Origin of the sequence: Rhizobium sp. NLR10b, assembly GCF_019685435.1 — a bacterium.
In the GTDB taxonomy this organism is placed as follows: domain Bacteria; phylum Pseudomonadota; class Alphaproteobacteria; order Rhizobiales; family Rhizobiaceae; genus Rhizobium.
Genome location: NZ_JABDWV010000001.1, coordinates 501,921 through 521,863, shown reverse-complemented (window position 1 = coordinate 521,863; position 19,943 = coordinate 501,921). Strand labels below are relative to the sequence as shown.

Below are 19,943 nucleotides of genomic sequence, written 5' to 3'. Positions count from 1 at the left end.
TCCGCGAGGTCTCCGAGGTCGCCGGCACCATCACGCCGGTTCCGGGCGGCGTCGGCCCGATGACCATCGCCATGCTGATGGCCAATACGGTCATCGCCGCCCATCGCACCGCCGGGCAGACGCCGCCAAAGTTTTGAGTGGAATGCCGTCTGGCGGGCTTGCCATGACGCGAAAGATTTATATAGTCAGGAAATAAATATTCCGTAGAGGAAATAAGAGGGAACGGAAATGGCTCTATCATGGCGTTTCTCCGCCTTGGCGGATCGGCATCGCGCACTGGGATCGAAGCTCGAGGACTGGAGCGGCATGGGAACCGCCTGGACCTACGAGAAGGACATGTCGGAAGAACATGTCGCCGTTCGCACCAAGGCCGGCATCATGGATGTCTCGGGCCTGAAGAAGGTGCACCTGGTCGGCCCGCACGCCATCGCCGTACTCGACTACATCACCACCCGCGATCTGACGAAGATCTATCCCGGCCGCTCGGTCTACGCGACCATGCTGAACGACCGCGGCCACTTCACCGACGATTGCATCGTCTATCGCACCGGCCCGAATTCCTGGATGCTGGTGCATGGATCCGGTTCCGGCCACGAGGAAGTCGTCAAACAGGCGGCAGGCCGCAACTGCGCGGTGCTCTTCGACGACGACCTGCACGACCTGTCGCTGCAGGGTCCGCTTGCGGTCGATTACCTCGCCAAATATGTGCCCGGCATCCGCGAGCTCAAATATTTCCACCACATGCAGACGACGCTGTTCGGCGCGCCCGTCATGATCTCGCGCACCGGCTATACCGGCGAGCGCGGCTACGAGATCTTCGTGCGCGGCCAGGACGCCGTCATGGTCTGGGACAGAATCGTCGAGGAAGGCAAGGAGATGGGCATCATCCCCTGCTGCTTCTCGGTCCTCGACATGCTGCGCGTCGAAAGCTACCTGCTGTTCTACCCCTACGACAATTCGCAGATGTATCCCTTCGCCGACCAGCCACCCGGCGACAGTCTCTGGGAACTCGGCCTCGACTTCACCGTCAGCCCCGGCAAGACGGGCTTCCGCGGCGCCGAGGAACATGCGCGCCTTAAGGGCAAGGAGCGCTTCAAGATCTTCGGCATGCTGATCGACGCCGACGGACCGGCCGATCTCGGCGACGAGGTCTTTGCCGACGGCAAGAAGGTCGGCGTCATCACCTGCCCGAGCTATTCGTCACTGACGAAGAAATCCATGGCGATCGTCCGCCTCGACGTTGACAAGGCGGTGCACGGGACGAAACTCGAAGTCCGCGGCAAGACCGTCGAGGCTAGCGCCACCGCCCATACGCTTCCCTTCGACGACCCGGAAAAGAAGAAAAGGACTGCCGTAGGTTAAGGAGCCCGCCAATGCTCGTCGCAGGCATCAAGAGCCGACCAGTCTATAAGGGCCTGACCATCCAGCCGCGCGCCCGGCGGCACATTTTCGCACTTGAGGGGGAGGGCGCCAAGGCTCTCCTCGATCAGCAGCCGGCGCTTGACGAAACGGCTCTTTCCCGCAGCGAGATCCTCTATGTCGCCCGCGGTTCTCGAGGCTCCGGCCTCGATGAACCCCTGCGCCGGCTCGGCGCCGACATGTTCTTCACGGCGCCGACGATCGCAACGCTGCTCTTCCGGTTGAAGGGCTCGCTCGCGACGGCTCACATGGGCACTCGGCTTTATATCTCCGGCACGGAGGGCTTCATCGGCCAGGCGATGCTCGTGGCGCTTGACTACGGCATGGACCACGCCTCCATCATCACCGAGCATCGCGGCTCCCTTGCCAGGCGGGTGCAATGCGTCCATTGCAAGGGCATCACGGACGACGTCACCACCAGCCCGTTCGCCTGCAGCCATTGCGGGCTGACGCTTCTTGTCCGCGATCACTATTCGCGGCGGCTTGCCGCCTTCCAGGGCGTCAACATCGACGCGGAAGAGCCCGGCAGCGCGCCTGAACCAGAGGAGTTGTTCCTTTGAGCGGTGGCACTGAAATTCCGGTGCGCGTAGCGCGGATCACTCCGATCGCCGAGCGCGTCAAGCGTTTCCGCTTCGAGCGCCTGGACGGAAAGCCGATGCCGTATTTTTCAGGCGGCGCCCATATCATCGTCTCGATGAACGATGGCGGCCATATGCGCCGCAATGCCTATTCGCTGATGTCTCCCCCGCACGACTGCGCGGCCTACGAAATCAGCGTGCTGCATGTCGAGGATTCACGCGGCGGCTCCGCCTTCATGCATCAGAAGGTCAGCGAAGGCGACGAACTGAAGGTCAGCTATCCTGTCAACCTCTTCCAGCCCGACTGGCGCGGGCGCAAGCATCTTCTGATCGCCGGCGGCATCGGCATTACCCCTTTCATTGCGATGATGGCGCAGTTTTCCCGCGAAGGCGCCGCCTTCGAACTGCATTACGCCATCCGAACGCGCGACCGCGGCGCCTACTGGCGGGAACTCCTGGAGCGCTATGGTCCGCATCGCATCAAGATCTATTGCGACGCCGAAGGCAGTGGCATCCCGCTGACGCGTCTGCTCGACTGCCAGCCGCTCGGCACGCATCTTTATGTCTGCGGCCCCTCCGGCATGATCGACGGTGTGATGAAAGCGGGGCTCGATGCCGGCTGGCCGGAGCAGAACCTGCATTCGGAACGGTTCCTCTCATCCTTGCCCGGTAAACCCTTCACGATCGAGCTTCTACGCTCCGGCAAGACCGTGAAGGTCGGCCATCACGAAAGCATGCTGGAGGCGATCGAGGCGGCCGGCGTCGACGCCCCCTTCCTCTGTCGCGGCGGCGCCTGCGGTCAATGCGAAACGGCGGTCGCCGTCTGCGAGGGCAAACTGCTGCACAATGACGTCTATCTGACGAGCGAAGAAAAGGCATCCGGCAGCAAGGTGATGATCTGTGTTTCCCGCTTCGAGGGAAACACGCTGCATCTTGATCTCTAACGGCATCGAAAAAGGAGACCGGACATGGCAATCGCCTTCAAGCAAGAAACATTCCGGGACGATTTCAGCTACCGGAACAGCCCCGGGAACATCCGTCGTTTTCCGTTCCCCTTCGACCGCGACGAATACATGTATTCGGTCAACATGGAGCCGCATGTGCGCGGACGGGCGGGAACCGTCTACGAAAACTTGATCGATGTCGACGAGCATTACGTCGCCGAGATGCACGACCGAGCGCTGGTGCTGAAGGAAGATCCGCTGCGCTACCAGGCCCTGCCGCACATGATGAGCGCGCAGTGGGACACGCTCGAACTTTTGATGGAAGAGCAGGCAGCGGGCTACCCCGACCATTTCACCCTGATCCGCAACGGCGACCAGTGGCGCTGGATCAACCGCCCGCTCGGCATCGACGACAGCTTCACTTTCGGCGACGCCTCGACGCTGCCCTATGAGCCCTTCGAATATATCACCCGCCAGGCCCAGGGCGATTTCTGCATCGTCGATCAGCGCGACGGCAATCTGTGGATGGATGCCGGCATGGTGACGACGCAGGCCGACTGGTCGCTCGATTTCGACATCGGCATGAATTTCATGGAATGGCACGGGCCGGTGCCGCTCGCCCATCAGATCGGCGTCTTCGACCGGGCGCTGAAATTCCTTCTGAACCTGCAGCAGGGCAAGCCGACACGGCGCTTCAACTGGACGATGACGATCAATCCGCGGCTCGACACCAGCCCCGAGAATTATCACAAATGGGGGCCCGACCGCACGACGGTGACGCCGGAGAATGTGGGCGAGAAAGTGCATCTGCGGGTCGAGTTGCAAAGCCTCTGGCGACTGCCGCGCTCCAACGCCATCCTCTTCGTCATCCGCTGCTACCTGATGAACATGGAAGAACTCGTCACCGTCCCGAAATGGGCGCGGCGCTTCCCGCGGGTGCTGAAGACGCTGCCTCCGGAACTCATCGACTACAAGGGACTCACCCGTTACCGCGAGACGACGATTGACTGGCTTTCCAAATATGACGACGGGGCTCCGACCAGCCCCGGTATTTATCCGGACTGAAAGAAATGCCGTAACATTTTGAATTTCTGGGTACATCCTCCTTCGATTTCAATTCGAGGAGTTATCCAGGAGACGATGCCATATAATCAAGAGGGGAATGCTTCATGACAAGAGTAGCCGTCATCGGTGCCGGTCCGTCCGGGCTGGCGCAGCTGCGCGCCTTTCAATCGGCTGCCCAGAAGGGCGCCGAAATCCCGGAGATCGTCTGCTTCGAAAAGCAGTCGGACTGGGGCGGGCTCTGGAACTATACCTGGCGCACCGGCCTCGACGAATATGGCGAGCCTGTCCATGGCAGCATGTATCGCTATCTCTGGTCGAACGGTCCGAAGGAATGCCTCGAATTCGCCGATTATTCCTTCGAGGAACATTTCGGCAAGCCGATCGCCTCCTACCCGCCGCGCGCCGTGCTCTGGGACTATATCAAGGGCCGGGTCGAGAAGGCGAATGTCCGCCACTGGGTGCGCTTCAGCACGCCGGTGCGCATGGTCCGCTTCGATGAGGCCACGAAGAAATTCACGGTCACGGCGCATAATCGTATCGAAGACCGGATGTATGACGAGGAATTCGACTATGTCGTCGTTGCATCAGGCCATTTCTCGACCCCGAACGTGCCTTATTTCGAGGGCGTCAAGACCTTCAACGGCCGCGTCCTGCACGCCCATGATTTCCGCGACGCGCTCGAGTTCAAAGGCAAGGACATCCTGATCGTCGGCCGCAGCTATTCGGCCGAAGACATCGGTTCGCAGTGCTGGAAATACGGCGCGAAATCGGTGACGACGAGCTACCGCTCGAAGCCGATGGGCTTCAAATGGCCGGAGAATTTCGAAGAACGGCCGCTGCTGACCAAGCTCGAAAACCGCACGGCGCATTTCCTCGACGGGTCGAGCAAGGAAGTCGACGCCCTGATCCTCTGCACCGGATACCAGCACCATTTCCCCTTCCTGCCCGACGACCTCCGGCTGAAGACGGCCAACCGCCTGTGGGCCGACAGCCTCTACAAGGGCGTGATCTTCGACAAGAACCCGCAGCTCTTCTATATCGGCATGCAGGACCAGTTCTATACCTTCAACATGTTCGACGTTCAGGCCTGGTGGGCGCGCGACGTGATGATGGGCCGCATCACCCTGCCGCCGGAAGAAGAACTGAAGGCGAATTTCGACATGTGGCGCGCCCGCGAGGAGACGCTCGAGGATGCCGAACAGATGATCTGGTATCAGGGCGACTATGTGAAGGAACTGCTCGCAGAGACCGATTATCCCTCCTTCGACATCGAGGGGACCAACCGGACGTTCATGGAGTGGGAACATCACAAGGCCGAGAACATCATGGGCTTCCGCGACCATGCCTACCGATCGCTGATGACCGGCAACATGTCACCGAAGCATCACACGCCCTGGGTCGAAGCGCTCGACGATTCCATGGAGGAATATCTGCGCAACTGATGGCGGATGCCGCATAATTTCTTAGATCCGAATCGATTTCGGGATAGAATCATGCTGCAGATTCAAGGTGCTACGGCGCCGCATGGTAGGAAGAGAGCCATTCGTTGCGGCTCCCTCCAACGTTTAAAGTGAAGTGAGTAATCCAATTTGCAACTCCTCCTTTCGAGCGAGGCCTTCGTGGATTTTCAAACAAGCATTCTCGGGCGCATGAGCGGTTTTCTTTACCGCTGCCGCGCCGACGAAAACTACACGATGCTTGAGATGACCAACGGCATCGAGCGCATCTTCGGTTACCCCGCCGACGAAATCATCGGCAACAGGACACGGACTTTCACCTCGATCATGTACGAGGAAGACGTGCCTTTGATGGACGAGGTAGTGGGGAGGGCGCTCGAGAAGCGGACGGACTGGACGATGGAATACCGTATACGTCATGCCAGGGGTCATCTCGTCTGGGTGACAGAGACCGGTGGCGGAATCTGGGACGAGAAGGGTGAACTTCTCTATCTCGAGGGCAGCATCATCAATATCGAATCGCTCTATCAGCGAATCGACGAACAGACCGCCGACATGCGCGTCACAGCCTCGAAGACCAATGAGATCCTGCAGTCGCTGCGCTATCTCAAGCTGCTCGCCGTCAATGCGGGCATCGAGGCGGCCCGTGCCGGCACGGCAGGGTCAGGCTTTGCCGTGCTTGCCGCCGAGATGCGCACGCTCGCCAACTCCTCGGAAGAGGCCGCACGCGCCATTTCCAACGCGCAACGCAAGCCGGAAGGCTGAGCGCTACGAAGCAGCGGCAGAATTGCGGCTCACATCGAAAAATCCGCATCATTAACCGTCCCGCGCGGGACTAATATTATTTCTTTTCAAAAGGTTGCGGAACTCCCTCGGTTGAAAAATCTCGTCGCATTATCGGTATTGTTAGAGCCGCGTTAACTTTTTGTTAACCATACCGGCGGTAGACATGGTCAACGATTTCTTCACATAGATGACCAAAGTGCTAACAGACGCTCGCTCTATCCGCATCAAGGGCCGCTCTTTCCTGGCGGTCATGCTGTCCCCGGACCTGCCGATCGATGATTGGCTGACCAGACTGGACGATCTGGCTGCCCGTTCGGCCGGTTTCTTCCTCGGACGGCCTGTCGTGCTCGATCTGACGGACCTGCAAATCGACCGGCCGCAGTTGAAGGACCTCATCGCCGAACTTGCCAAGCGCAATGTCAGCATTATGGGGATCGAGGGCGCCCGGCCGTCGATTCTCGGCGCGGGCATGCCTCCGGCGCTGAAGGGCGGCCGCTCCGCCTCCGACGTCGAGGTTCAGCCGAATGAGCCTGCCGATCCGGTCACCAAACCAACGGCAACCGAGACCCGCCCGGTAACGACAACGCAATCCATCGTCATCAGGGAACCGGTGCGCTCGGGGCAGTCGGTGATCTTCCCCGAAGGCGACGTCACCATCGTTGGCTCGGTCGCCTCGGGGGCCGAGGTGATCGCCGGCGGCTCCGTTCATATCTACGGCGCGTTGCGCGGCCGGGCCATGGCGGGCTCCATCGGAAACGCATCGGCGCGGATCTTTTGCCGCAAGCTCGAAGCCGAGCTGGTGGCGATCGACGGCATCTACAAAATGGCGGAAGACATGGCCCCCAATCTTCGTGGACAAGCGGTTCAGCTCTGGCTCGAAGAGGACGCGATCATGGCGGAAAAACTGATCTGACCCGGCTGCGGCCACGGCAAAGGAGAGAGAAATGGGGAAAGTGATCGTCGTCACGTCAGGCAAGGGCGGGGTCGGAAAGACGACCTCGACCGCCGCATTGGGAGCGGCGCTGGCGCAACGCAATGAAAAGGTCGTCGTCGTCGATTTCGACGTCGGCTTGCGCAATCTCGACCTCGTGATGGGCGCAGAGCGGAGGGTCGTCTACGACCTGATCAACGTCATCCAGGGCGACGCCAAACTCACCCAGGCGCTGATCCGCGACAAGCGGCTGGAGACGCTGTTCCTGCTGCCGGCCTCGCAAACCCGCGACAAGGACAACCTGACGGCCGAGGGCGTCGAACGCGTCATCAACGATCTGAAGCGCTATTTCGACTGGATCATCTGCGACAGCCCCGCCGGGATCGAGCGCGGCGCAACGCTTGCCATGCGCCATGCCGATGTCGCCGTCGTCGTCACCAATCCGGAGGTTTCGTCGGTGCGCGACTCCGATCGCATCATCGGCCTGCTCGACGCCAAGACCGCCAAGGCCGAACGCGGCGAGCGGATGGAAAAGCACCTGCTGCTCACCCGCTATGACGCCAACCGCGCCGAACGCGGCGACATGTTGAAGGTCGACGACGTCCTCGAGATCCTCTCCATCCCGCTCCTCGGCATCGTGCCGGAGAGCATGGATGTGCTGCGGGCGTCCAACATCGGTGCGCCGGTCACGCTGGCGGAAAGCCGCAGCGCGGCTGCGATGGCTTATTTCGATGCCGCGCGCCGGCTCGCCGGCGAAACCTTGCCGATCACGATCCCCGAGGAAAAGCGCAATCTATTCGGCAAGATCTTCGGACGGAGGGCAGCATGAATATCTTCCGTCTTTTCAACAAGCAGAGAACGGCACCCGCCGCCCGCGAACGCTTGCAGGTGCTCCTTGCGCACGAACGCTCATCGGCAGGATCGGACCTTGTTTCGCTGCTGCGCGAGGAAATCCTTGCGGTCATCGCAAAACATGTTGAGCTCGACCACGACAAGGTGCAGGTGACGATCGACCGCAACGAGTTTGTCTCCACTCTTGAGATCGACGTCGAAATCCCGCTGAACGCAGCCGTACAGGCCGCTTGAGGGCAAATATCCGGGGGACGACGGACGGAACCGATCGTCGTCTCCCGAACACGAAGTGGGTTACGATCGCGGGCGCGTCTTCTGCGGATCGTAATGCGAAAGCGGCACGATCGTCGCCGGCAAACGCTTCTGGTGGCCGTCGAGCTTGCCGATCTCGACCTCGGTGCCCGGGCTCGCATGCATCACGTCTATGCGGGCGAGCGCGATCGTCTTGCCGAGAACAGGCGAGCGCGTGGCGCTGGTGACGACGCCGATCTGGGCCCGGCCGATATGGACGCAATCGCCATGGCCGACCGCCTCGTTCGCCTGGATATCAAGGCCGACGAGCAGATGGCGCGGATGTTCCTTGCGCCGGATCAGCGCCTCGCGGCCGATGAAATCGTCCTGTTTGGATTTCAGCGGCACGGTAAAGCCGATGCCGGCCTCGAACGGATCCGTCTGGTCGGTGAATTCGTGGTGGGCAAAGATCAGGCCCGCCTCGATGCGGACCATGTCGAGTGCCTCCAGCCCCATCGGCTTCAGCCCGTGCGGTTGGCCTGCCTCCCAGACGGCATCGAACACCCCCAGCGCATCCTTCGGATGACAGAAGATCTCGTAGCCGAGCTCGCCGGTATAGCCCGTGCGCGAGATCACGACCGGCGCCCCCTCGAAGCCGCCGATGCGGCCGACGGTGAAGCGGAACCATTCGAGCTCGCCGATCGCGGGCTGGCGCGGCGCCGTCCAGATAATCTCCTTCAGGATGTCGCGGCTCCGCGGCCCTTGCAGCGCGATATTGTGCAACTGATCGGTCGATGAGCGAACCCAGGCCTTGAAACCCTTCTTCTCGGCCTGCTGACGCAGCCATATGCCGCTGAAATCATCGCCGCCGATCCAGCGGAAGTTCTTGTCGCCGAGTCTGAAGAGGGTGCCGTCGTCGATCATGCCGCCGTTTTCGTAGCACATCGCGGAATAGACGACCTGGCCGGTCGAGAGTTTTCGCACGTCGCGCGTCAGGCAGTATTGCAGCAGTTCCTCGGCGTCCGGACCCGTCACTTCGAACTTCCGCAAGGGCGAGAGATCGATGACGGCGGCGCGCTCGCGGCAGGCCCAGTATTCCTCGACCGGTCCTTCGGACGAGAAGCGGTTCGGCAACCAGTAGCCGCGATATTCCGTATAGTCTCGCGTCAACGCCGAAAGGCGGGGATGGAAGGCGGTTTCGCGCGTCAGTTCGGCTTCGGCATCTGGGGTCATGCGATAGGCTACCGCTCGTGAGAATTTCTCTTTTCCGGAAAAGGTGCGGACGTGGATATCCGTCGGATCCCAGCCGTTCGCCGCATCGATATCGTCAGGGCAGGACGATGAGACGCAGACGAGATCCGTCAGCGCACGCATCAGCACGTAATCGCCGGGACGCGACCAGGGCTCGTCGAGATAGAGCTGGTTGTTGTGGTCGATATTGGTGTTGTAGAAATAGTTCAGCGCTTCCCAGCCCTTGCGCCCGGCAATGCCATAAGGCGCCAGCGCCGCGTTGAAATTGTCCGTGCAGTTGACGTGGCCGGGATAACCCATGTCGTCGTAATAGCGTGAATTGCAGGCAGTCGCGAAAGCGTCGTGGCGGCCGACCGTATCCTGGACGATCTCGACCAGCGGCTCGAAGTCGCGGTCGAAAGCCTTGGACGGCAGGCCGGGCGTGGGATAGCTGCGGCCGAGCAGCGTGCGGGTGACGGTCGAATCGAGCGCGAGATCGAGGCCCTTGTCGACCTTGCGGGCGGCAAAGGCCTGGAAATCGGTGCACTGGCGCCCATAGACGTCGATGATCTGAATGAATTCGCCGGCGCGCACGAAATAGGCGGCTGCGCTCGCCGCCCGGATGCGGATATCCTCGATCGGATCGGCCGCCGGCTCCGGCAGGGCGGAGGCATAGTCGCGGACCAGCAGGCTGCGCTTGATCCGGATCTCGATCGGCGTCGCCGTGTCCTGCGCCTCCGGCGACATGGCGCCGGCGGGTGCCGCAACGATCAGCAGACCCTTCACGGCAATCGTGAACTCCGCCCGGCTGCCCGGCGTCGATCCTGCCCCGAAGACGCGGAGCGCGCCGGCCGCTGCGAGATCGGCGCCGCGCCGCTGAAGTGCCGCGCGCGTGCGGGCAGCACTCTCATCCTCCGCCTGAAGAATGGCCTTCAAGCCCTCGGCTGAATTGCTGAATGCCGTTCCGAGACCGGCTGCCTGGAAGCGCCCTTTTTCGTCAAGGAAGGAGAGCTCACAAATCTGCCCGCCTTCGCTGTCGATGACGCTCACGCGGTCGCCCGGCTCCACGCGCACGACGACCGATCCGCCACCCTTTGCCCGGTAGCGTTCACTGCCCGCCGGCAGGGCGGGAATACCGGGGTAATGGACGAGGCTCGGAACGATCGTTCGGGGGCCCGGCATGACAGGATGAAGTTCTCGCATTCTACCCTCATGGGGGATCGGCATGCCCTTCAGCATACGCCCATACAGGTTACAAAATGCCTATGGAAAGTAAAGTCATATTGACTAAAAAGAAAATATCTTCACTATGCATCAAGAGTTCAGGCTCGGAGAATCCGTCGGGAGCGCGGATCGCCAAAATCATCCGAGCGCGCTCGAGACCGTCAGGGAGACACGTTCAGGGAGACGTACAGAGATACGTCCGGAACAATCGAATGGGGAATTTCGCCGATGACAGATATTGTGGAGGCCGGAATTGCATCCGGCACCGAAGGTAAGCTTATACGCGCGCTCGACTGGAAGGGCGCATTCTGGGTGGCCGCGGGCGTGCCGCCGCTCGTTCTCTTCTCCATCGGCGGCATCGCAGGCACGACGGGCAAGCTCGCCTTCGTCGTCTGGATCATCTCGATGGTGATGGGTTTCCTGCAATCCTTCACCTATGCCGAGATCGCCGGCATGTTCGGCAACAAATCCGGCGGGGCCTCCGTCTACGGCGCCACCGCCTGGCTGCGCTATTCGAAATTCATCGCGCCGCTGTCGGTCTGGTGCAACTGGTTTGCCTGGTCGCCGGTGCTTTCACTCGGCTGTGCCATCGCCGCCGGCTACATTCTCAATGCATTTTTCCCGATTCCGGCAGCCGATTCGCAAATGGTCCTCGACTGGATCGCCGCGCATGCCGCTTCCGTCACGGCCGACAGCCCCCGCGTCGCCGAATATATCGCAGCCCACGCCGGCACGACGCCTGACGATGCCGTCAAGGCGCTGCTCGGCGCCGACGGTGTTGCCGCTCTGACGCCGGCGATCCGCAACTGGTCGCTGGCAAGCTTCAGCATTCCCTACCTCGCCACCGCCAACATCAACGCCACCTTCTTCATCGGCGGCATCCTGATGCTGATCATCTTCGCGATCCAGCATCGCGGCATCTCGGAAACGGCTAGCGTGCAGAAATGGCTGGCGATCATCGTGCTGGTGCCGCTGCTGATCATCGGCCTTTATCCGATCGTCAGCGGCCAGATCGTTTCCGCAAATGTCACCGGCCTCGTCCCGCCGACGGCGGCCTATGCCGCCAGCGACGGCAGCTGGAGCAATGGCGGCTGGACGCTGTTTCTCGGCGGCCTGTATATCGCCGCCTGGTCGACCTACGGCTTCGAGACGGCGGTCTGCTACACCCGCGAACTGAAGAATCCGAAGACAGACACCTTCAAGGCGATCTTCTATTCCGGCCTGGCCTGCTGCCTGTTCTTCTTCCTGGTGCCCTTCGCCTTCCAGGGCGTACTCGGCCACGCCGGCATGCTGGCCCCCGGCATCGTCGATGGCACGGGCGTTGCCGAAGCGCTTGGCGGCCTGATCGGCGCCGGCCGGGTCATCACCCAACTGCTCGTGATATTGATGATCCTGGCGCTCTTCCTCGCCATCATGACGGCAATGGCCGGTTCCTCACGTACGCTCTATCAGGGTTCGAAAGACGGCTGGCTGCCGAAATATCTCGACCACGCCAACGAGCATGGCGCCCCGACACGGGCGATGTGGACCGATTTCGCCTTCAATCTCTTCCTTCTGGCGATCGCATCGGACGTCGGCGGCTACTTCTTCGTACTCGCCGTCTCGAATGTCGGCTACATCATCTTCAACTTCCTGAACCTCAATTCCGGCTGGATCCACCGGGTGGATTCCGGCCATATCGAACGGCCCTGGAAGGCGCCGAGCTGGCTGATCGGCCTCAACACCGTGCTCGCCTTCGTCAACGCGCTCTTCCTCGGCGCCGGCGCCAAGGTCTGGGGTTATTCCAACGCACTCTGGGTCGGATTCATCTTCGCCGCACTGATCCTGCCCGTCTTCGCCTATCGCCACTATGTGCGCGACGGCGGCAAGTTCCCGGCCGGCGCGATGGAGGATCTCGGCCTCATCGGCCAGGATCTCGGCGTCAGGAAAGCCGGCATGCTCCCTTATCTTGCACTTGTCGGCGGCCTCGCGATCGTACTGATCGCCAACTGGTTCTTCCAGCTCCCGGCTTGAATAGCCTCCCAAGCAGAAAAGCCGCAAGCCGCCATGGAAACATGGCGGCTTTTTCATGCCCTGATTCTGGGATTTGATCTGGATGAGGGTTGACCTAGTAGGGGGCAAACCATTCCACCACCGTCAAACAATGGTCTCGCCGCCGTCGACGACGAGAATCTGACCGGTCATGTAGGACGAACGGTCCGAGACCAGGAAGAGAATGGGCTCGGCGATTTCGGAAACATCGGCCCAGCGTCCGAGCGGCACCTTCTCAGCGACATAGGCCTCGATCGCGCCACGGCCGCCCATCTGGGCGATGAAGGGTTCGTTGAACGGCGTATCCACCCAGCCCGGGCAGAGCGCGTTGACGCGGATGCCGAACCTGGCGTAGTCGCCGGCCATCTGCCGGGTCATCGCGATGACCGCATGTTTCGTCGTCGTATAGGCGATCATCTCGCGATCGTAGAGTACGCCCGACGAGGAAGAGGTGTTGAGGATGACGCCGCGGCCCGCCTTCTTCATCAGCGGCATGACGAAGCGGGCCGCCATGAAATGCGCTCGGACATTCAGGCTCCAGGACCTGTCGAAACCCTCGACAGCCACCTGTTCCAGATCGCCCGCCACCTGTGCGCCGGCATGATTGTGGAGGATGTCGATTCGGCCATGACGTTCGGCGACCGCAGCGATGCCCGCTTCGAGCGCCCTGTCGTCGGTGACGTCGAGAACTAGGCACTCAGCCCTGCCGCCGGCGGCCTCAATCCGGTCGACGGTTTCGGCGGCACTGGCGGCATTCAGGTCGGCCACGACGACGAAAGCACCTTCTCCTGCCATGATCAGCGCGCCGGCCTGGCCGATGCCCGAGCCCGCTCCGGTGATGATCGCGACGCGATTTTCAAGAATCATTGGTGTTTCCCGTTCAGTTTGTTGTTTTCTCGCGCATCAGAAAGCGCGCGATGAGGATCAGTCCCAGCGATGCGACAAGCACCATCGTGGCGATGGCGTTGATCTCCGGCGTCACGCCACGACGGATCGAGGCGAAGACATAGATCGGCAGTGTCGTGTTCGAACCTGCGACGAAAAAGGCGATGATGAAATCGTCGAAGGAGAAGGTGAAGGCGAGCAGGAACCCGGCCAGGATTGACGGCAGGATCTGCGGCAGCACAATCTGGCGAAAAGTGGTGAAAGGCGTGGCGTAAAGGTCGCTCGACGCTTCGACGATGTCACGGCCGAGGCTGGCGATGCGTGCTTTGACGATCATTGTCACCAGCGCCATGGTGAAGAGGCCGTGGGCGGCGATGATCGAGCCATAGCCGAGTGATAGCTTCGGCGCCTGTTCGCCTGGCCAGACGGCGGCGATCAGCGGATTGACGAAGCCGAAGACCTCGACCAGCGCCACCAGCGTCGCAATGCCGATGACGACGCCGGGAACGACGATCGCCGCAGCGAACAGCCCGTCGAAGACCGCTCGCGCCCGGGCGCCGAGCCGCTCCATGCCGATCGCCGCCATCGTGCCGAAAATGGCCGCCAGCCCGGCACTGGTAAAGGCGATGGTCAGGCTGTTCTGCAGCGCTTCCATCAGGAAAGTGTTCGCAATCGCCCTGCCATACCATTGCGTCGAGAAGCCGGTGAAATCGCTGGCATTACGGCCGGCATTAAAGGAGAACAGCACGACAAGCGCGATCGGCATGTAGAGGAACAGGTAGACTGCGGTGACCAGCGCGCGCATCAGACGAGATCCACTTGGCGGGTACCGGCAACACGCCAGGCGATGCGCATGGCGATCAACAGCACGATGACGACGACAACGACGAGAGTGACAGCGATTGCAGAGCCGAACGGCCAGTTGCGCGACTGCAGGAAGAGATCGACCAGCGCATTGCCGATGAAGAAGACTTTGCCGCCGCCAAGCAACTGCGGGATCAAATATTCGCCGAGCAGCAGGATGGTGACGAGGGCGATGCCGGTCATCACACCCGGAAGCGACAGAGGCAGCGTAATGCCGAAAAAGGTCGAAAGCGGCCGCGCGCCGAGATCGGCGGAGGCCTCCAGAAGGCGGCGGTCGAGCTTTTCGAGGCTGACATAGATCGGCATGATCATAAGCGGCAGGTAGCCGTAGACGATGCCGAGCAGCACGGCGCCCGGTGTGTTCAGCAGCCTGACGTCTTCGATGCCGACCATCTCCAAGAGATGCGGAATGCCGCGCGCGCCCAAGATGTACATCCAGGCGTAGGTGCGCACGAGAAGGCTCGTCCAGAAGGGCACGACGACGAGGGAGACCAGCAGCAGCCGGTATTTGGCGCTCGCCTTGACGGCCAGGTAATAAGCAACCGGATAGGCGACGAGCAGGCAGGCGAAGGCGCCGATCGGCGCAAGAATCAGCGTGTTCTTGAAGGCTGCGGTGCGCGAGCCGAGATTGGCAAACTGCGCAAAGGTAAAAGCCGCCTGATAACCACCTTCTGGCGCCCGCTCTCCGAAGGCAAAGACGATGATGGCGATGAAGGGCAGCACCAAGAACACGAACAGCCAGATGCTGGCCGGACCGACAAGAGCCGCGGTGACAAGGCGCCGATTTGTGGCAGGAGTAAAAGGCATCGAAAGGTTCTTTATCCGCCGATTCTAAGCACGAGACCGGCCCCTCGCGCCAAGGCGGCGGGGCCGGAGTTGGGCACGGCGATCAAGCCGACTTGAAACGCGCCATCAGCTCCGCCCGGCCGGGATCGGTCAACGTCACCGCCGCGCCGAATTCCAGCGGCGTCAATGAGGCCTCGTCCGGATAGACGATCTTGTTCGCGGTGATCTCCTTCGGCAGCAGTGCGATGACCCGGCTGTCGGTCGTCGGTGCGCCGTTGGCGACGTGCTCCTTGACGGCATTGGCCGGATCCATGAGGTAGTTGAGCAGCGCGTAACCCGCCGCCTTATTCGGCGCGTCCTTCGGGATGGCGTAATAGTCGGTCCAGATCTCACCGCCGTCGGTGCCGAGCACATAGGCGATCTCGGGAACGTCACGGTTGAGCTGCGCCCCGTCATTGGTCCAGCACATGGTGAGCCAGGCGTCGGTGGCGCGCATGGCCGGTTGGTAGTCGCTGTTGATGGCGAAAAGATGCGGTTTGACTTTAATCAGCAGTTCCTCGGCTTTTGCGAGTTCGTCTGCCTTGATCGAATTAAAATCGTAGCCGAGCGACACCAGCGCGCTGCCGATCGTCGTTAACTGATAGTCGTGCACCATGGCGCGGCCGTCGGCTTCCGTCTGGGCGATATCAAAGAAATCCTTCCAGCTCGAAAGCTTGGTCTTGATCTTCGCTGTGTTGACCGAGAACCCGGTGGTACCCCAGTTCTTCGGCACCGCGTAGGTCTTGCCGTCGATCATGCCTTCCCTGGTGAAGCGCGGATTTTCCGTCGCCGGGCTGAAATTCGGGATCTTGGAGAGATCGAGTTCGTCGATCAGGCCGAGCTTGTGGTGGGTGGAGATCGTGTAGTTGGTCGGCACGAAGAGCGACCAGCCGGAGGCGCCCGCCTGGAGCTTGGCCAGCATTTCCTCGTTAGAGCCGAAGACGTTGACCTCGACGGCAACGCCGGTCGCCGCCTTGAAATTCTCGAAGGTCGCAGGGTCGTGATAATTGGGCCAGGTGGCGATCGACATCTGGGTACCGAGGTCCTCGGCGTAAGCGGGCGTCGACAGCGCACCGGGGAAACGCGACAGCACGGCGGTCGCAAGTCCGAGGCCGGTGACGCCGAGGAAGTGGCGGCGGCTGACGGAGCCGCGTTTCAGGCGCATGAACTCGTCCATGAAGCCTTCAGGGGTAATAGGCAGATGATCCTTGTAGTCCTTGCTCATGATGCTGTTCCCTTGTTCTGGTTTTTGCATTCGATGCTGAAGAAACTTGGGGCGAAGAAGCCTCGCCTGGAAAAATGTGGGCCATATCAGGATCGAAGCTGAGGAAGACCGCTTCACCTGGCTCGACCAGATCGCTCTCATTCATGCCGCGCCGGTCGGCGGTGACGAGGAAATCGCCGAGACCTGGAACAGTCACGGCATATTCGGCCGAGGAGCCGAGGAAGATGCGGTGCGTGACCGTCCCGGCAAAGGACGTGCTGCCGACCGCAGCCCGCGTAAGCCGGATTGCCTCGGGACGGATCGCAACGATGACGTCGCCCATCGTAAGGCCAGGGCGGGCGATGGCTGCAAGCGCCGAACCGTCGCCAAGGCGCAGCGTGCCACCGGCTTCCAGCGTCGCATCGATCCGGTTGGTCTTGCCGACGAAATCGGCGACGAAAAGATCGGCCGGGCGGTCATAGACCTCTTGCGGCGTGCCGAGCTGACGAATGCGGCCGGCGCTCATGACGCAGACGACGTCCGCCATCGACAGCGCTTCTTCCTGATCGTGGGTGACGAGCACGAAGGTGATGCCGAGCTCGCGCTGCAGCGTCTGCAATTCGATCTGCATGGCCGAGCGCAGTTTCTTGTCGAGCGCGGCCAGCGGCTCGTCAAGCAGCAGTACCGAAGGCCGGTTGACGATCGCGCGCGCCAGCGCCACCCGCTGCTGTTGGCCGCCGGACATCTCGTGGATGCGCCGCTTGGCGAACCCGCCGAGACGCACCATCTCGAGCGCCTCTGCCGCGCGGCGATTGATCTCGGCCTCCGCAAGCCTTGGTCGCATCTGCCGCAAGCCATAGGCGACGTTCTGTTCGACGTTGAAATGCGGAAACAGAGCATAATGCTGGAAGACCATGTTGACGGGGCGGCGATAGGCCGGAACGCCGTTCATCTGCCGCCCGTTGATCAGCACGGAGCCCTCGCTCGGCTGCTCGAAGCCGCCGATCATGCGCAGACACGTGGTCTTGCCACAGCCGGACGGGCCGAGCAGAGCGAGGAAAGCGCCCTTCGGTACATTCAGGTTTATGTCGGTCACGGCGGTCACCGCGCCATAATTCTTGGTGACCGAACGGAATTCGATATCGTTCGTCGAAGCGGATGCCACGCGTCTGTTCCCTGCGGTTGGTTGGGATGGGCAGTCTAGCGCTGCCTTTTTGCCACCGTCGTTGGACAAAGAGTAAGCCCGGGCCCTCGGCGCGGTATATACCCCGAAAGAGGTATTCTGCCTCACATCTCTTCGTGGAAGGTGTATATGAAACTCAGAGTATTCCTGCAGAGCGGTTTTGGGGAGGCTATCGATGAGCATCGATCTCGAGGCGCTGTTTCAGGCTTTCGACGTCACTGTCGGAAAGGCCGCCATGGCGGATGCGGAGTTTGGAGAGACGTTCCGCCGGATGATGGCGGCGCTGGTGCGCTTCGATTATGTCGTGGTTTTTGCCTATCGCGGCAAGGAGCGACCGATCGATCTCTATAGCACCTTCGATCCAGACGAAAACGTCGTTTTCGTCACCCTCTATCAGGTCGGTCCCTACCTGCTCGATCCATTTTACCATACCGCCCGCGCACGCCGTCCGGGGGTCTTCCGCATGCGCGAACTCGCGCCCGACCGCTTCTTCTCCAGCGAATATTACCGGAGCTACTATGTCCAGACGGGACTTGCCGAGGAGATCGGCTTCTTCGTGACACTCGACGACGACATCACCGTCGTGCTGTCGCTGATGCGCCGGGAAAAGACCGGCCCGTTTCCACCGGCTGAATTCGCGCTTCTGAAAAAGGCCGAACCTTTGGTGGCGAGCCTTGTCCGGCATTTCTGGCCGGGGCTCGGCGTCCGCTTCGACGCGCAACGCGATGCCGGCTTGAGAAAGGGGAGGAAAAGCGGTGCGGCGGCACAGGCGCTGCAGCCGGCCGACACTGTCTGGCGTGACCTCAAGTTGACGAGCCGCGAAACCGCGATCGTCGATCTGGTATTGCAAGGACATTCCTCGGAATCGATCGGCCTCAGGCTCAACATCTCGACGGGCACGGTGAAGGTCCATCGCCGCAACGTCTATCGCAAGCTGGGCATCTCCTCGCAGACGCAGCTTTTGTCAATCTACCTGAAGACATTCGGCAGCGCCGGCGACCGACCAGCAGCCCAAAGAACGAGTCAATAGGCCTCGGACCGGACAGCCTGTCCGCTTCGGCATGAAGCAGACAGGCTTCGTTCAGTTGCGGCCGGAGGGCTCAGCGGCCGCCTTCGATCTTGCGGTGGCGCTGGTTGATGCCGCCCTTGCCGTAGGGATAGTCCATCGGTTGAGGAGCGCTGACCTCGTTGAGCTTCGTCATTTCCTCCTTGGATAGCTCGACCTTCATGGCGCCGAGATTGTCGGCGAGCTGCTCGGGCGTGCGGGCGCCGAGGATGACCGAGGTTACAGCCGGCTGCGCCGCCGTCCAGGCGAGCGCCACCTGCGCCATGCTGACGCCGCGGGCCTTGGCGATCTCTTCGACCGCACCGATGATCGCCCAGGTGCGTTCCTGCGCGTTGCGCGGCGCATAGGATTCGCTGCCGCGATTGGGGTTCTCGCCGAGGCGGGTGGCGCCGGTCGGCATCTGGTCGCGCTTGTACTTGCCGGTCAGCCAGCCGCCGCCGAGCGGCGACCACGGCAACAGGCCCATGCCGGCATCCTGGCAGGCGGCGACGATTTCGAGCTCGATGTCGCGCGCCAGCAGGCTGTATTGCGGCTGCAGCGTCACCGGACGCGTATAACCACGCGCCTTGGCGATCTCCGAAGCCTTGGCGATATGCCAGCCGACATAGTTGGAAAAGCCGTAATAGCCGATCTTGCCTGATGAAACCGCGTCGTCGAGGAAACGCAGCGTCTCTTCGATCGGCGTCAGCGCGTCCCAGGCATGCATCTGGTAGAGGTCAATCTGCTCGAGGCCGAGCCGGCGCAGCGAATCGTCGAGTGCCTGACCGAGATGGCGGCGCGACAGGCCAATATCGTTGGGCCCGTTGCCCATCGGAAACCTGCCCTTGGTCGCGACGATCGCCTGGCGGGCCTCGGTCGGGCGCGCCTTCAGCCAGCGACCGATGATCTCTTCCGACTTGCCGGCGCTGTAGACGTCGGCGGTATCGATGAAATTGCCGCCCCAGGCGAAATAATCGTCGAGCAGCTTGTGCGAGGCCGCTTCGTCGGCCTCCGCCCCGAAGGTCATGGTGCCCAGGCAATAGGCGGTAACGACGGTCCCGCTGGGACCGAGCTTGCGATAATCCATTTCTTCCTCCTCATGCGGGCGCCCGCAGCCGACGCGCAAAATCGCCGGGGTAGAAGCCGGGGCTTCCGCAATCCAATGACAATATCGAGCTTGAGGCGGCCG

The 19,943-nt window shown here is 61.6% G+C and carries 18 protein-coding genes and 1 pseudogene; 12 read left to right on the top strand and 7 right to left on the bottom strand.

The window, feature by feature from the left end:
* The 10 genes and pseudogenes from HJB91_RS02445 to minE form a co-directional block, all read left to right on the top strand.
* A pseudogene (locus HJB91_RS02445) lies at positions 1 to 137 on the top strand (bifunctional methylenetetrahydrofolate dehydrogenase/methenyltetrahydrofolate cyclohydrolase); the annotation flags it as partial.
* Between the two features lie 91 nt (positions 138 to 228).
* The gene (locus HJB91_RS02440; protein ID WP_210632429.1) at positions 229 to 1,362 is read left to right on the top strand and encodes an aminomethyltransferase family protein; all 1,134 of its coding nucleotides are present in this window, start codon (positions 229 to 231) and stop codon (positions 1,360 to 1,362) included.
* Between the two features lie 11 nt (positions 1,363 to 1,373).
* Positions 1,374 to 1,979, top strand: coding sequence for a dimethylamine monooxygenase subunit DmmA family protein (locus tag HJB91_RS02435; protein ID WP_221145193.1), 606 nt, complete (start codon positions 1,374 to 1,376; stop codon positions 1,977 to 1,979).
* Positions 1,976 to 2,941, top strand: coding sequence for a PDR/VanB family oxidoreductase (locus HJB91_RS02430; RefSeq protein WP_221145191.1), 966 nt, complete (start codon positions 1,976 to 1,978; stop codon positions 2,939 to 2,941). The genes HJB91_RS02435 and HJB91_RS02430 overlap by 4 nt, the downstream gene beginning before the upstream one ends.
* A gap of 24 nt (positions 2,942 to 2,965) precedes the next feature.
* On the top strand, positions 2,966 to 4,006 hold the full coding sequence (locus tag HJB91_RS02425) for a DUF3445 domain-containing protein (RefSeq protein WP_210632426.1): 1,041 nt from the start codon (positions 2,966 to 2,968) through the stop codon (positions 4,004 to 4,006).
* Between the two features lie 104 nt (positions 4,007 to 4,110).
* Positions 4,111 to 5,448 (top strand): NAD(P)-binding domain-containing protein, encoded by a 1,338-nt coding sequence (locus HJB91_RS02420; protein ID WP_221153396.1) that lies wholly within the window; start codon positions 4,111 to 4,113, stop codon positions 5,446 to 5,448.
* Positions 5,449 to 5,625: 177 nt separating this feature from the next.
* Entirely contained in the window at positions 5,626 to 6,228 is a 603-nt protein-coding gene (locus HJB91_RS31090; protein WP_210632424.1) for a PAS domain-containing protein, read from the top strand.
* Positions 6,229 to 6,436: 208 nt separating this feature from the next.
* A complete protein-coding gene (minC, locus tag HJB91_RS02410) occupies positions 6,437 to 7,162 on the top strand; it encodes a septum site-determining protein MinC (RefSeq protein ID WP_210632423.1) in 726 nt (241 codons plus the stop codon).
* A 31-nt stretch (positions 7,163 to 7,193) separates the two neighbouring features.
* Positions 7,194 to 8,009, top strand: a complete 816-nt coding sequence (minD, locus tag HJB91_RS02405) for a septum site-determining protein MinD (protein ID WP_064684611.1) — start codon at positions 7,194 to 7,196, stop codon at positions 8,007 to 8,009.
* Positions 8,006 to 8,266 (top strand): cell division topological specificity factor MinE, encoded by a 261-nt coding sequence (gene minE, locus HJB91_RS02400; protein WP_011428260.1) that lies wholly within the window; start codon positions 8,006 to 8,008, stop codon positions 8,264 to 8,266. The genes minD and minE overlap by 4 nt, the downstream gene beginning before the upstream one ends.
* 60 nt (positions 8,267 to 8,326) lie before the next feature.
* Here minE and HJB91_RS02395 read toward each other — a convergent pair whose 3' ends face one another.
* The gene (locus HJB91_RS02395; RefSeq protein ID WP_207245844.1) at positions 8,327 to 10,696 is read right to left on the bottom strand and encodes a DUF1989 domain-containing protein; all 2,370 of its coding nucleotides are present in this window, start codon (positions 10,694 to 10,696) and stop codon (positions 8,327 to 8,329) included.
* A gap of 249 nt (positions 10,697 to 10,945) precedes the next feature.
* Here HJB91_RS02395 and HJB91_RS02390 point away from each other — a divergent pair, with 249 nt between their 5' ends.
* Positions 10,946 to 12,730, top strand: coding sequence for an APC family permease (locus HJB91_RS02390; RefSeq protein WP_210632422.1), 1,785 nt, complete (start codon positions 10,946 to 10,948; stop codon positions 12,728 to 12,730).
* Between the two features lie 123 nt (positions 12,731 to 12,853).
* Here the strand turns inward: HJB91_RS02390 and HJB91_RS02385 are convergent, their stop codons facing one another.
* The 5 genes from HJB91_RS02385 to HJB91_RS02365 all read right to left on the bottom strand — a co-directional run bounded on the left by HJB91_RS02385 (position 12,854) and on the right by HJB91_RS02365 (position 17,691).
* The gene (locus tag HJB91_RS02385; RefSeq protein ID WP_207245846.1) at positions 12,854 to 13,615 is read right to left on the bottom strand and encodes an SDR family NAD(P)-dependent oxidoreductase; all 762 of its coding nucleotides are present in this window, start codon (positions 13,613 to 13,615) and stop codon (positions 12,854 to 12,856) included.
* 13 nt (positions 13,616 to 13,628) lie between these two features.
* Positions 13,629 to 14,438: an ABC transporter permease gene (locus HJB91_RS02380; RefSeq protein WP_221153395.1), complete on the bottom strand. Its 810-nt coding sequence runs from the start codon at positions 14,436 to 14,438 to the stop codon at positions 13,629 to 13,631.
* Entirely contained in the window at positions 14,438 to 15,304 is an 867-nt protein-coding gene (locus HJB91_RS02375) for an ABC transporter permease (protein WP_210632420.1), read from the bottom strand. The genes HJB91_RS02380 and HJB91_RS02375 overlap by 1 nt, the downstream gene beginning before the upstream one ends.
* An 82-nt stretch (positions 15,305 to 15,386) precedes the next feature.
* Entirely contained in the window at positions 15,387 to 16,547 is a 1,161-nt protein-coding gene (locus HJB91_RS02370; RefSeq protein WP_207245849.1) for a PotD/PotF family extracellular solute-binding protein, read from the bottom strand.
* Positions 16,507 to 17,691: an ABC transporter ATP-binding protein gene (locus HJB91_RS02365; RefSeq protein ID WP_207245850.1), complete on the bottom strand. Its 1,185-nt coding sequence runs from the start codon at positions 17,689 to 17,691 to the stop codon at positions 16,507 to 16,509. Before HJB91_RS02365 ends, HJB91_RS02370 begins: the two co-directional genes overlap by 41 nt.
* 193 nt (positions 17,692 to 17,884) lie before the next feature.
* Between HJB91_RS02365 and HJB91_RS02360 the strand changes: the two genes are divergently transcribed.
* Positions 17,885 to 18,739 (top strand): helix-turn-helix transcriptional regulator, encoded by an 855-nt coding sequence (locus HJB91_RS02360; protein ID WP_210632417.1) that lies wholly within the window; start codon positions 17,885 to 17,887, stop codon positions 18,737 to 18,739.
* 70 nt (positions 18,740 to 18,809) lie between these two features.
* On the opposite strand, the gene HJB91_RS02355 is transcribed toward HJB91_RS02360, so the two are convergent.
* A complete protein-coding gene (locus HJB91_RS02355) occupies positions 18,810 to 19,841 on the bottom strand; it encodes an aldo/keto reductase (protein WP_210632416.1) in 1,032 nt (343 codons plus the stop codon).
* Positions 19,842 to 19,943 lie beyond the last annotated feature (102 nt).

Bases quoted from the DNA above. Each gene is read 5' to 3' on its own strand.
- HJB91_RS02425 (WP_210632426.1), top strand. From the start codon at position 2,966: ATGGCAATCGCCTTCAAGCAAGAAACATTCCGGGACGATTTCAGCTAC.
- HJB91_RS02355 (WP_210632416.1), bottom strand. From the start codon at position 19,841: ATGGATTATCGCAAGCTCGGTCCCAGCGGGACCGTCGTTACCGCCTAT.
- HJB91_RS02360 (WP_210632417.1), top strand. From the start codon at position 17,885: ATGAGCATCGATCTCGAGGCGCTGTTTCAGGCTTTCGACGTCACTGTC.
- HJB91_RS02380 (WP_221153395.1), bottom strand. From the start codon at position 14,438: ATGCGCGCGCTGGTCACCGCAGTCTACCTGTTCCTCTACATGCCGATC.
- HJB91_RS02440 (WP_210632429.1), top strand. From the start codon at position 229: ATGGCTCTATCATGGCGTTTCTCCGCCTTGGCGGATCGGCATCGCGCA.
- minD (WP_064684611.1), top strand. From the start codon at position 7,194: ATGGGGAAAGTGATCGTCGTCACGTCAGGCAAGGGCGGGGTCGGAAAG.
- HJB91_RS02420 (WP_221153396.1), top strand. From the start codon at position 4,111: ATGACAAGAGTAGCCGTCATCGGTGCCGGTCCGTCCGGGCTGGCGCAG.
- HJB91_RS02385 (WP_207245846.1), bottom strand. From the start codon at position 13,615: ATGATTCTTGAAAATCGCGTCGCGATCATCACCGGAGCGGGCTCGGGC.
- HJB91_RS02375 (WP_210632420.1), bottom strand. From the start codon at position 15,304: ATGCCTTTTACTCCTGCCACAAATCGGCGCCTTGTCACCGCGGCTCTT.
- minE (WP_011428260.1), top strand. From the start codon at position 8,006: ATGAATATCTTCCGTCTTTTCAACAAGCAGAGAACGGCACCCGCCGCC.
- HJB91_RS02390 (WP_210632422.1), top strand. From the start codon at position 10,946: ATGACAGATATTGTGGAGGCCGGAATTGCATCCGGCACCGAAGGTAAG.
- HJB91_RS02370 (WP_207245849.1), bottom strand. From the start codon at position 16,547: ATGAGCAAGGACTACAAGGATCATCTGCCTATTACCCCTGAAGGCTTC.
- HJB91_RS02435 (WP_221145193.1), top strand. From the start codon at position 1,374: ATGCTCGTCGCAGGCATCAAGAGCCGACCAGTCTATAAGGGCCTGACC.
- HJB91_RS02395 (WP_207245844.1), bottom strand. From the start codon at position 10,696: ATGCGAGAACTTCATCCTGTCATGCCGGGCCCCCGAACGATCGTTCCG.
- minC (WP_210632423.1), top strand. From the start codon at position 6,437: ATGACCAAAGTGCTAACAGACGCTCGCTCTATCCGCATCAAGGGCCGC.